General features: G+C 72.6%; 7 protein-coding genes. 3 read left to right on the forward strand and 4 right to left on the reverse strand.

Features of this window, described 5'->3' with window-relative positions; genetic code table 11:
* The first annotated feature begins 203 nt into the window (after nt 1-203).
* The 3 genes from VKA29_RS06455 to VKA29_RS06465 all read left to right on the forward strand — a co-directional run bounded on the left by VKA29_RS06455 (nt 204) and on the right by VKA29_RS06465 (nt 5,441).
* Nucleotides 204-1,658, forward strand: a complete 1,455-nt coding sequence (locus tag VKA29_RS06455; protein WP_324784226.1) for an FGGY family carbohydrate kinase — start codon at nt 204-206, stop codon at nt 1,656-1,658.
* Between the two features lie 121 nt (nt 1,659-1,779).
* A complete protein-coding gene (locus VKA29_RS06460; RefSeq protein ID WP_324784227.1) occupies nt 1,780-3,513 on the forward strand; it encodes an ABC transporter ATP-binding protein in 1,734 nt (577 codons plus the stop codon).
* Entirely contained in the window at nt 3,513-5,441 is a 1,929-nt protein-coding gene (locus tag VKA29_RS06465; protein ID WP_324784228.1) for an ABC transporter ATP-binding protein, read from the forward strand. The genes VKA29_RS06460 and VKA29_RS06465 overlap by 1 nt, the downstream gene beginning before the upstream one ends.
* Nucleotides 5,442-5,538: 97 nt before the next feature.
* On the opposite strand, the gene VKA29_RS06470 is transcribed toward VKA29_RS06465, so the two are convergent.
* The 4 genes from VKA29_RS06470 to VKA29_RS06485 form a co-directional block, all read right to left on the reverse strand.
* Complete coding sequence (locus VKA29_RS06470) at nt 5,539-6,900, reverse strand: RNA polymerase sigma factor (RefSeq protein ID WP_324784229.1); 1,362 nt, start codon at nt 6,898-6,900, stop codon at nt 5,539-5,541.
* A 102-nt stretch (nt 6,901-7,002) separates the two neighbouring features.
* Nucleotides 7,003-8,904 (reverse strand): DNA primase, encoded by a 1,902-nt coding sequence (gene dnaG, locus VKA29_RS06475; RefSeq protein ID WP_324784230.1) that lies wholly within the window; start codon nt 8,902-8,904, stop codon nt 7,003-7,005.
* Nucleotides 8,905-9,154: 250 nt separating this feature from the next.
* Nucleotides 9,155-10,417 carry an NAD(P)/FAD-dependent oxidoreductase gene (locus VKA29_RS06480; RefSeq protein ID WP_324784231.1) on the reverse strand — a complete coding sequence of 421 codons (1,263 nt, stop codon included), beginning with the start codon at nt 10,415-10,417 and terminating at the stop codon, nt 9,155-9,157.
* Between the two features lie 136 nt (nt 10,418-10,553).
* The gene (locus tag VKA29_RS06485; RefSeq protein WP_324784232.1) at nt 10,554-11,855 is read right to left on the reverse strand and encodes a deoxyguanosinetriphosphate triphosphohydrolase; all 1,302 of its coding nucleotides are present in this window, start codon (nt 11,853-11,855) and stop codon (nt 10,554-10,556) included.
* Nucleotides 11,856-12,109 lie beyond the last annotated feature (254 nt).

Genomic DNA, 12,109 nt, shown 5'->3' on the forward strand with positions numbered 1-12,109 from the left:
GCTCCGGCGCCAGCCGCCCGACGGCGCCGGTCCGCCGGAGGTTTCCCACCCCGCTGCCGGGGCTGCCGGGGCCGCGGGGGGGGGGCCCCCCCCCCCCCCCCCCCCCCCACGACGGGTCCGCGGCCGCCCCGGCCGGGCCGCCCCCGCGTTCCCATGGCGCACCGCGGGTGGAGCAGCCGCGGCGGTGCGGCAGAATTCCGGCCATGGGGATAGTCGCCGGGTTGGACAGTTCACCCGATTTCACTCGCATCGTCGTCTGTGACACGGACACGGGGGCCGTGCTGAGGCAGGGCCATGCGCCGCATCCGACGGAGGCCGCCGAGGGCGGCGGCCGGCCCGCGGACGTCGACCCGCAGGCCTGGCTGCTGTCCCTGGGCGAGGCGGCCGGCGGCGGGCTGCTGGAAGGCGTGCAGGCCATCGGCGTGTCGGCGCAGCAGAACGCGGTGGTGCCGCTGGACGCACAGGGCAACACGGTGCGCCCGGCGATGGTCGGCGGGGACAAGCGGACGCAGGTCGCGGCGGCCGACCTGATCGACGCCCTCGGCGGGCGGGAGGCGTGGGCGCACGCGGTGGGGAGCGTGCCGCAGGCCGCGCACCCGGTGACGAAGCTGCGCTGGCTCGCCAAGAACGAACCCGACGCCGCCCTGCGCACCGCGGTCCTCATGCAGGCCCACGACTGGCTGGTGTGGCAGCTGCTGGGGCGGCCCGTCAGGCGGACCACCGACCGCGGCGGGGCCTCCGGGACCGGCTACTGGTCGGCGGCGACCGGCGCCTACGGCCCCGACCTGGTCGAGCTGGCGCTCGGGCACCAGGTCATGCTGCCCGAGGTGATCGGCCCGGCGGACGCGGCCGGTACCACCCCCGAGGGGCTGCTGATCTCCGCGGGGACCGGTGAGACCATGGCCGCCGCCTTCGGGCTGGGGATCGGACTCGGCGACGCGGTCGTGTCGCTCGGCGCCTCCGGGTCCGTCATGGCCGTCCACCACGAGGCCCTCGTCGACGGCGCGGGGATGATCACCTCCCTGGCCGACGCGACCGGCCTGCACCTGCCGGTCGTCACCACCCTGAACGCCGTACGGGCCCTGCGCGGCACCGCCGAACTGCTCGGGCTGGCGGACCTGGAGAGCCTGTCGGAGCTGGCGATGAAGTCCACGCCGGGCTCGCACGGGCTGGTGCTGCTGCCGTATCTGGAGGGCGAGCGGACGCCGAACCTGCCGCACACCGCCGGGACGCTGGCGGGGCTCAGGCGCGAGTCGATGAAGCCGGAGCACCTCGCGCGGGCCGCGTTCGAGGGCATGCTGTGCGGGCTCGCCGACGCGCTGGACGTGCTGCGCGGCCGCGGTGTGGAGGTGCGGCGGGTGTTCCTGCTGGGGGCGGCCGCCGCGCTGCCCGCCGTGCAGGCCGTGGCGCCGTCGCTGTTCGGCGCGCAGATCGCCGTACCGCAGCCCGCGGACTACGCGGCGATCGGCGCCGCCCGGCAGGCCGCCTGGGCGCTCGGCGTGTCACAGGGCACCCTCGACCCGCGCACCCCGCCGGCCTGGCAGGGCGCGGCGGCGCAGATCCTGGAGCCCGGGGAGGATCTGGCGGTGGGACAGGCCGTGCGGCAGCAGTTCGTGTCGGTGCGGGACCAGACCCATCCGGGGGCCTTCCGCCCATGAGACGGCAAAACGCGCCGCTGACGGCTTAATCGGTTGAGGTAACACGGGTTGAGTGTCCGACGATAGGAGCCTCGGGCACACGCCCGCTCCACCCGACGACGCCGACTCCGAGAGACGCAGCGTGCTCATACGACTTCTGCGGGCCTGTCTCAGGCCCTACAAGAAACCCATCGCTCTGCTGGTGCTGCTGCAGTTCCTGCAGACGTGCGCCACGCTCTACCTGCCGACGCTCAACGCCCACATCATCGACAACGGTGTCGTCAAGGGGGACACGGGCTACATCCTCTCCTTCGGCGCCCTGATGATCGGCATCTCGCTGGCCCAGGTGGTGTGCAACATCGGCGCCGTGTACTACGGCGCCCGCACCGCCTCGGCGCTCGGCCGGGACGTCCGGGGCGCCGTGTTCGACCGCGTGCAGTCGTTCTCGGCGCGCGAGGTGGGCCACTTCGGCGCGCCCTCGCTGATCACCCGTACGACCAACGACGTGCAGCAGGTCCAGATGCTGGCCCTGATGGCGTTCACGCTGATGGTGTCCGCGCCGATCATGTGCGTGGGCGGCATCGTGCTGGCGCTCGGCCTGGACGTGCCGCTGTCGGGCGTGCTGGTCGCCGTCGTGCCGGTGCTCGGGATCTGTGTGACGCTGATCGTGCGGCGGCTGCGGCCGCTGTACCGGGCCATGCAGGTGCGCCTGGACACGGTCAACCGGGTGCTGCGCGAGCAGATCACCGGCAACCGCGTCATCCGCGCCTTCGTCCGGGACGAGTACGAGCAGCGGCGCTTCGGTGAGGCCAACGCGGACCTGACCGAGATGTCGCTGAAGACGGGCAACCTGCTCGCGCTGATGTTCCCGGTGGTCATGACGACGGTGAACCTGTCGTCGATCGCGGTGGTGTGGTTCGGCGCGCACCGCATCGACAGCGGCGGCATGCAGATCGGCGACCTGACGGCGTTCCTCGCCTATCTGATGCAGATCGTGATGTCCGTGATGATGGCCACCTTCATGTTCATGATGGTGCCGCGCGCGGAGGTGTGCGCCGAGCGCATCCAGGAGGTCCTGGACACCTCCTCCAGCGTGGTCCCGCCGACGGCGCCGGTCACCGAGCTGCGCCGGCACGGCCATCTGGAGATCCGCGGCGCCGGTTTCCGCTATCCGGGCGCGGAGGAGCCGGTGCTCAAGGCGATCGACCTGGTGGCCCGGCCCGGCGAGACGACCGCCGTGATCGGTTCGACCGGCAGCGGCAAGTCCACGCTGCTCGGGCTGGTCCCCCGGCTGTTCGACGCCACCGAGGGCCAGGTGCTCGTCGACGGCACGGACGTGTCCTCGCTGGAGCCGAAGCTGCTGGCGAGGACGGTCGGACTCGTACCGCAGAAGCCGTACCTGTTCGCGGGCACCGTCGCGACCAACCTGCGCTACGGCAATCCCGACGCCACCGACGAGGAGCTGTGGCACGCGCTGGAGGTGGCGCAGGCCAAGGACTTCGTCAGCGGTCTGGAGGGCGGCCTGGACGCGCCGATCGCGCAGGGCGGCACCAACGTCTCCGGCGGTCAGCGCCAGCGGCTGGCGATCGCCCGCACGCTGGTGCAGCGCCCGGAGATCTACCTGTTCGACGACTCCTTCTCCGCGCTCGACTACGCGACCGACGCGGCCCTGCGCGCCGCGCTGGCCCAGGAGACCGCCGAGGCGACCGTGGTGATCGTCGCGCAGCGGGTGGCGACCATCCGCGACGCCGACCGGATCGTCGTCCTCGACGAGGGGCGGGTCGTCGGCACGGGCCGCCACCACGAGCTGATGTCCGGCAACGAGACCTACCGGGAGATCGTGCTCTCCCAGCTGACGGAAGCGGAGGCTGCCTGATGGCCGCGGCTATGGGGCGGATGATGGCCGGGGGCGGCCCCGATCAGCGCTCGATGGACTTCAAGGGGTCGGGCAGACGGCTCGTCGCCCAGTTCAGACCGGAACGGCTGACCATCTACGCGCTGCTGGCCTGCGTGGTCTTCAGCGTCGGCCTGAACGTGATCGGGCCGAAGATCCTCGGCCGGGCCACCGACCTGGTCTTCGGCGGGATCATCGGGCGGAAGATGCCGTCCGGGGTGACGAAGCAGCAGGTCCTCGACTCCATGCGGGAGCGCGGCCAGGGCGACGTCGCCGACATGCTGCGCGGCACCGACTTCACGCCGGGCAAGGGCATCGACTTCGGCGCGGTCGGCAGCGTACTGCTGCTCGCGCTGTGCACGTTCCTGGCCGCCGGTCTGCTGATGGCGGTGGCGACCCGGCTGGTGAACCGGGCCGTCAACCGGACGATGTACCGGCTGCGGGAGGACGTGCAGGCGAAGCTGTCGCGGCTGCCGCTGTCGTACTTCGACAAGCGGCAGCGCGGCGAGGTGCTCAGCCGGGCCACCAACGACATCGACAACATCGGCCAGACGCTGCAGCAGTCGATGGGCCAGCTGATCAACTCGCTGCTGACCATCATCGGCGTACTGGCGATGATGTTCTACGTCTCCTGGCTGCTGGCGCTGGTGGCGCTGGTGACCGTGCCGCTGTCGTTCGTGGTCGCCACCCGGGTCGGCAAGCGCTCGCAGCCGCACTTCGTGCAGCAGTGGCGCACCACCGGCAGGCTGAACGCGCACGTCGAGGAGATGTACACCGGCCACACCCTGGTGAAGGTGTTCGGCCGGCAGGACGAATCGGCGCAGCAGTTCGCCGAGCAGAACGAGGCGCTGTACGAGGCCGGTTTCCGGGCGCAGTTCAACAGCGGGGTCATGCAGCCGCTGATGATGTTCGTGTCGAACATCAACTACGTGCTGGTCGCGGTGGTGGGCGGTCTGCGGGTGGCGTCGGGCGCGCTGTCGATCGGTGACGTGCAGGCGTTCATCCAGTACTCGCGGCAGTTCTCGATGCCGCTGACGCAGGTCGCCTCGATGGCGAACCTGGTGCAGTCGGGCGTGGCGTCGGCCGAGCGGATCTTCGAACTCCTGGACGCGGAGGAGCAGCAGGCGGATCCGGTGCCGGCCGAGAAGCCGGCCGAGCTGCGCGGGCGGGTCGCCCTGGAGGACGTGTCCTTCCGCTACGACCCCGAGAAGCCGCTCATCGAGGGCCTGTCGCTGAAGGTGGAGCCCGGGCACACGGTCGCCATCGTCGGTCCCACGGGCGCCGGCAAGACGACGCTGGTGAACCTGCTCATGCGGTTCTACGAGGTCTCCGGCGGGCGCATCACCCTCGACGGCGTCGACATAGCGCGGATGTCGCGGGACGAACTGCGCGCGCACATCGGCATGGTGCTGCAGGACACCTGGCTGTTCGGCGGCACCATCGCGGAGAACATCGCCTACGGCGCCTCGCGGGAGGTCACCCGCGGCGAGATCGAGGAGGCGGCGCGGGCGGCCCACGCCGACCGTTTCGTCCGCACCCTGCCCGACGGCTACGACACCGTGATCGACGACGAGGGCACCGGCGTCAGCGCCGGTGAGAAGCAGCTCATCACCATCGCCCGGGCGTTCCTGTCCGACCCGACGATCCTGGTGCTGGACGAGGCCACCAGCTCCGTCGACACCCGCACCGAGGTGCTGATCCAGAAGGCGATGGCCAAACTCGCGCACGGGCGCACCTCGTTCGTGATCGCACACCGGCTCTCCACCATCCGGGACGCGGACACCATCCTGGTCATGGAGAACGGCGCGATAGTCGAACAGGGCACCCACACCGACCTGCTGGCGGCCGACGGCGCGTACGCGCGGCTGTACAAGGCGCAGTTCGCGCAGGCGGTCGCCGAGGTCGACTGAGGCCGCGGCACCGTGCGGGGCCGCTCGGCCGTGCGGGGCCGCTCGGCCGTGCGGGGCCGCTCGTCGTGTGGCGAGCCTCGTGCCGGGCGGCCCCCGTTCAGTCCAGGTAGCCCCGCAGCTGGTCGGCGAAGGCGTGGTCGCGCAGCTTGTTGAGGGTCTTGGACTCGATCTGCCGTATCCGCTCCCGTGTCACGCCGAAGATGCGGCCGATCTCCTCCAGGGTGCGCGGGCGCCCGTCGGCCAGCCCGTAGCGCAACTGCACGACCTTGCGCTCGCGTTCGCCGAGCGTGGAGAGCACCGCCTCGAGGTGTTCGCGCAGCAGCAGGAACGCCGCCGACTCCACGGGCGAGGCGGCGTCGCCGTCCTCGATCAGGTCGCCGAGCGCCACGTCGTCCTCCTCGCCGACGGGGGCGTGCAGGGAGACCGGCTCCTGGGCCAGGCGCAGCACCTCGCCGACCCGCTCGGGCGGCAGGTCGAGGTCGGCGGCGACCTCGTCGGCGGTGGGCTCGTAGCCGCGTTCCTGGAGCATGCGGCGCTGGACGCGGACGACGCGGTTGATCAGCTCGACGACGTGGACCGGGACGCGGATGGTGCGGGCCTGGTCGGCGAGGGCGCGGGACATGGCCTGGCGGATCCACCAGGTGGCGTAGGTGGAGAACTTGTAGCCGCGGGCGTAGTCGAACTTCTCGACCGCCCTGATGAGGCCGAGGTTGCCCTCCTGCACCAGGTCGAGCATGGTCAGGCCGCGTCCGACGTACCGCTTGGCCACCGACACCACGAGCCGCAGGTTGGCCTCGATGAGGCGGCGCTTGGCCATGCGGCCCATGACGACGAGACGGTCGAGGTCGAGGGCGAGCTCGCTGTCCAGGTCGGGCGCGCTGCTCAGCTTCTCCTCGGCGAACAGGCCCGCCTCGACGCGGCGGGCGAGTTCGACCTCCTCGGCGGCGGTGAGCAGCGGGACGCGGCCGATCTCGCGCAGGTACTGGCGGAACAGGTCCGAGGAGGGGCCGCCGGTGTCGGTGCGGACCCGCGACGGCCCGGGCGCCTCCACGGCTTCGGCGGTGTCGGGGGGATCGGCCGGTTCGGGCGGATCGGCGAGGTCGGGCGGATCGGCGAGGTCGGGCGGATCGGCGGGGTCGGCGGTCTCGAACTCTTCGGCGGGCGGGCCGTCCGGGTCCGCCGGGAGGTGGGGCACGGCACGGATCTGCGGGGGGACCGTGGCGAGGACCTCGCTCTCCGGGTCCGCTTCCGTGCCGTCCGTACTGACGTCGGTGTGGGTGAGGGTCCGGGTCTGCACGGGGGCGACCTCCAGGGTGATCGCTGCTGAGGTGTGCGGCAGCGGTACGTCGGGGGCGGAGTCGGCGGCCTCGCCGCTGTCCGTCCCGTACGCGACGAGCAAAGCCGCGGGGGTCGTGGACCCGCGAGGGACGGATCGGCCGCGCTCCGAGGACTCAGGCACCAGCACTCAGTGTGGGGTACGACACATCGCCGCGCCGAGGGGCGTGCGGTGACTTTTTGAGTCCGGTCCGTGACCGCCCGGTGACCGTGCCGGACGGCCGGCTCACAGAGCGGCGGCTCCGTGCTCGCGCAGTGCCTGGTCGTACTGCTGGAGCACCCACAGCTCGTTCTGCACGGCCGTCAGGTGGGCCGGGTCCCCGCCCGCGGCCAGCCGGGCCAGCTGGGACTGGATGTCGCGGATGCGGCGCTCCACGGCGCGGCGGCGGACCGTCACCAGCACGGTGCCCGCGTACACCTCGTCGACGGTCCTGCGCATGATCGCCTCGACCGCCAGTTCCGTCACCATGGCGCGGACCGTGTCGTCGGGCGCCGCCTCGCGGACCCGGACCAGGTACTCCTGCGGGTCCTGCACGCCGTACTCCGCGCCGCCCGCGTCGAGCACGGCCTGGCGCACGGCCGCGTACGGCGCCGCGGTGAACTCGTCGACGCCGTACGCGTCGAAGGCCGGGGAGACCAGCTCCGGGCGTTGCAGGGCGAGTTTGAGCAGTTCCCGTTCGGTGGCGTAGACGGGGTTGCGGAGGTTGAGCGCGGGGCCGCCGCCGGTCGGGCGGGGGGCGGCCTCGTACTGCTGACGGCCGCGCGCCGGGGCGGGGGCCGGGGCGCCGCCGCGTTCGCGGGCCCAACGGGCCAGCTGCGCCACTCGCTTGACCACGAACTGCGTGTCGAGGATGCCGAGCATGCCGGCCAGTTGCACGGCGACCTCGTGCTGGGCGCCGGTGTTCTTGATGCGGGCGACGATCGGTGCGGCCTCGTCGAGCGCGGCGGCGCGGCCCGCCGGGGTGTCCAGGTCGTAGCGGACGACGATCTGGCGGAGCGCGAACTCGAAGAGGGGGGTGCGGGGTTCGACCAGGTCGGCGACCGCCTCGTCGCCCTTGGCGAGGCGCAGCTCGCAGGGGTCCATGCCGTCGGGGGCGACGGCGATGTACGTCTCGGCGGCGAACTTCTGGTCGTCCTCGAAGGCGCGCAGGGCCGCCTTCTGGCCGGCCGCGTCGCCGTCGAAGGTGAAGATCACGCGTGCGCTGCCGTTGTCCATCAGCAGGCGGCGCAGGATCTTGATGTGGTCGCCGCCGAAGGCGGTGCCGCAGGTCGCGATGGCGGTGGTGACGCCGGCGAGGTGGCAGGCCATGACGTCGGTGTAGCCCTCGACGACGACCGCGCGGGAGGTCTTGGCGATCTCCTTCTTGGCGAGGTCGATGCCGTACAGGACCTGGGACTTGCGGTAGATCGCCGTGTCGGGGGTGTTGAGGTACTTGGGGCCGTTGTCCGCCTCGTACAGCTTGCGGGCGCCGAAGCCGACGACGTCGCCGCCGATGTCGCGGATCGGCCACATCAGGCGGCCGCGGAAGCGGTCGATGGGGCCGCGGCGGCCCTCCTGGGAGAGGCCGGAGAGGATCAGTTCCTTGTCGGTGAAGCCCTTGCCGCGCAGGTAGCGGGTGAGGTGGTCCCAGCCCTGGGGGCTGTAGCCGACGCCGAAGTGCTGGGCGGCGGCCTGGTCGAAGCCGCGCTCGGCGAGGAACGTGCGGCCGGCGTCGGCCTCCGGGCCGGTGGCGAGCTGCTCCGCGTACCACTCGGCGGCGATCTTGTGGGCCTCGACCAGGCGGATCCGCTCGCCGCGCTGGTGGGCGGGGTTGTACCCGCCCTCCTCGTAGCGCAGGGTGATGCCGGCCTGGGCGGCGAGGCGCTCGACCGCCTCGGAGAAGGAGAGGTGGTCGACCTTCATCACGAACGTGATGGTGTCGCCGCCCTCCTGGCAGCCGAAGCAGTGGAAGAGGCCCTTGCTGGGGCTGACCTGGAAGGACGGGGACTTCTCGTCGTGGAAGGGGCACAGGCCCTTGAGGTTGCCGCCGCCGGCGTTGCGCAGCTGGAGGTACTCGGACACGACGGCGTCGATCGGGACCGCGTCCCGTACCGCCTTCACGTCCTCGTCGTTGATCCGTCCAGCCACGCGTGAAGTCTACGGCGGCCCGCCGACACTCAGGCCCTGCCGTTTGGATCATGCCGACGTCGCGGGGCCCGGCACGCGCATCCGCGGCGTTGTCGTCGGTTGCCGACTCCCCCACGCTCGGCTGCGCTCGCGCGGGGGACCCCCATCGCGTCGACGCCCTCCTCCGCCTTGCGTCTGCACGCACCAGGCCCCGCTCGGGCAGGCCGCAAGGCACCGCGCCTCAGAGCCGGCCTGATCCACACGACAGGGCCTACGGGACGAGGCTTTCCAGCGGTACGTGCGGGTCCGCCAGCGCCTCCGTGTCCACCGGTGTCCTCGCCCGGATCAGCCGCTGGACGGTGTCCGTGACGTCCCACACGTTGACGTTCATCCCGGCGAGCACCCGGCCCTCCTTGACCCAGAAGGCGATGAACTCGCGCTTGCCCGCGTCGCCGCGGATCACCACCTCGTCGTACGACCCCGGGGGCGCCCAGCCGGAGTACTCCATGCCCAGGTCGTACTGGTCGGAGAAGAAGTAGGGCACGCGGTCGTACACGACGTCCCGGCCGAGCATCGCGCGGGCCGCCGCGGGGCCGCCGTTGAGCGCGTTGGCCCAGTGCTCGACGCGCAGCCGGGTGCCGAAGAGGGGGTGGGGGAAGGAGGCGACGTCGCCGGCCGCGTGGATGTCGGGGTCGGAGGTGCGCAGCCGCTCGTCGACCACGATGCCGCCGCCGTGCGCCCGCTCGGCGATCTCCAGGCCCGCCGCCTCCGCGAGGGCGGTGCGCGGGGCGGCGCCGATCGCCGCGAGCACGTCGTGCGCCGGGTGCTCCTCGCCGTCGTCGGTGCGCACGGCGAGGACCATGCCGTCCTGGCCGACGATCTCCGTCAGGGTCCGCCCGAACTGGAAGCGGACGCCGTGCGCGCGGTGCAGCTCGGCGAACAGGTTGCCCAGCTCGGGGCCGAGCACGCCGTGCAACGGGGTCTGCGCGGGCTCGACGACGGTGACCTCGGCGCCGTACTCGCGGGCCGCCGCGGCGACCTCCAGGCCGATCCAGCCGGCGCCCGCGATCACGAGGTGGCCGTTGTCCCGGCCGAGGGCCGCGAGGACGCCCTTGAGCCGCTCGGCGTGGGCCAGCCGGCGCAGGTGGTGGACGCCGGCCAGGTCGGTGCCGGGGATGTCCAGGCGGCGGGGCTCGGCGCCGGTGGCCAGCAGCAGCTTGTCGTAGCGCACCGGCGTGCCGTCGCCGAGGCGTACCGCCTTCGCGTCCCGGTCGATCGCGACGACGGTCTGGCCGAGGTGCAGTTCGACGTCGTGCCGCGCGTACCAGGCGGGCTCGTGGACGAAGACGCTGTCGCGCTCCTCCTTGCCCAGCAGGTAGCCCTTGGACAGCGGAGGGCGCTCGTAGGGGTGGTCGCGCTCGTCGCAGATCAGTATCACGCGGCCGGTGAAGCCCTCGTCCCGGAGCGTCTCCGCCGCCTTCGCGCCGGCGAGCCCGCCTCCGACGATGACGAATGTCTGATCCGCGTCGACCACTTGATGCCTCCTCGTAGGGGTGCCGCCACATGCGAGCCTCCCGCACGCAGCGTGATGGGGGAAGGGGGAGTGGCCCGATCAGGCCACGGAGGGTCACTTTCGGGCGCGCCCGCGTCCCACGTGACCCCGGGGTCCCTCACGGGTGCCCCGTCAGGCGGGCGTGAAGCGAGCGGGCCGCGGCGTCCGTGAGCGACGCGATCTGGTCGACGATCACCCGTTTGCGGGCCCGGTCGTCCGGGGCGACGTCGAACAGCGCCCGGAACTGGGGGTCAAGACCGTCCGGGGCGCGGGCGGTGAGCGCCTCGGCGAGCCCGGCGACCACGATCCGCTGGTCGGCCCGCAGCAGCGCCTGCTCGGCCCGCTGCATCACGTACCGGTCGGCGACCGCCTTCAGCACCGCGCACTCCATCCGGGTCCCGCGCGGTACGACGAGTTCGGCGCCGTACCGGGTCAGCCGCCCGCTGCCCCACCGCGCGCGCGTGGCGCCCTCGGCGGCGAGGCAGAAGCGGCCGATGAGCTGGCTGGTGGCGTCCTTCAGGCGGGCCTGCGCGACCGCGGAACCGTCGTACCGGTGCGGCCACCACTCCTGGGCCTGGAGGCGGTCGAGGGCGGCGGACAGCTCGGCGGGGTCGGTGTCCGCGGGCACGTACCGTCCGACGGCGACGTCGAGGACCGCCTGCCGCTCGGGCCGCGCGTGCAGGCTGTCGGGGTCGATGTGCCCGGCGTGCAGGCCGTCCTCGACGTCGTGCACCGAGTAGGCCACGTCGTCGGCCCAGTCCATCACCTGGGCCTCGAAGCACGTGCGCGTGCCGGGGGCCTGCTTGCGGACCCAGTCGAACACCGGCCGGTCGTCCTCGTACACCCCGAACTTCGGGGACGCCGGGTCGGCGGGGTGCGCGCCGCGCGGCCACGGGTACTTGGTGGCGGCGTCGAGGGCGGCACGGGTGAGGTTGAGGCCGACGGAGCCGTCGGCGGAGAAACGCTTGGGCTCGATGCGGGTCAGCAGCCGCAGCGACTGGGCGTTGCCCTCGAAGCCGCCGCAGTCCTCGGCGAACTCGTTCAGCGCCTGTTCGCCGTTGTGGCCGAAGGGCGGGTGGCCCAGGTCGTGCGAGAGGCAGGCGGCCTCGACGAGGTCCGGGTCGCAGCCCAGGGCGGCGCCCAGCTCGCGGCCGACCTGCGCGCACTCCAGGGAGTGGGTGAGGCGGGTGCGGGGGCTGGCGTCCCAGGCGAGGCTGCGGGTGCCGGGCGTCACGACCTGAGTCTTGCCGGCCAGCCGGCGCAGCGCGGCGCTGTGCAGGATGCGGGCGCGGTCGCGCTGGAAGGCGGTGCGGCCGGGGCGCTTGTCGGGTTCGGGGGCCCAGCGCTCCACGTCGGACGCGTCGTATCCGGGGGGCGGTACGCGGTTCTCCTGAGCGTGGGCTGCGATGTTGCCTTCCATGCACCCGACAGTAGAGGCAGGCACCGACATTCGGGACGTCCGCGGCCGTTTCAGGCTGGGACGAGTTCCGTTCCGCCGCCGCGTCGGGCGGGGGCGAGTTCTGTCTCGCCGCCGCTCCGGGCCGGGGCGAGTTCCCATTCCGCCGCCGCTTCAGGCCGGGGCGAGTTCCCGTTCCGCCGCCGCTTCAGGCCGGGGCGAGTTCCCGTTCCGCCGCCGCTTCAGGCCGGGGCGAGTTCCCGTTCCGCCGCCGCTTC

It is taken from the genome of Streptomyces sp. H51, assembly GCF_035656535.1.
In the GTDB taxonomy this organism is placed as follows: domain Bacteria; phylum Actinomycetota; class Actinomycetes; order Streptomycetales; family Streptomycetaceae; genus Streptomyces.

Excerpts from the sequence above, each read along its gene's own strand:
- VKA29_RS06455 (WP_324784226.1), top strand. The coding sequence starts at position 204 with ATGGGGATAGTCGCCGGGTTGGACAGTTCACCCGATTTCACTCGCATC.
- VKA29_RS06465 (WP_324784228.1), top strand. The coding sequence starts at position 3,513 with ATGGCCGCGGCTATGGGGCGGATGATGGCCGGGGGCGGCCCCGATCAG.
- VKA29_RS06485 (WP_324784232.1), bottom strand. The coding sequence starts at position 11,855 with ATGGAAGGCAACATCGCAGCCCACGCTCAGGAGAACCGCGTACCGCCC.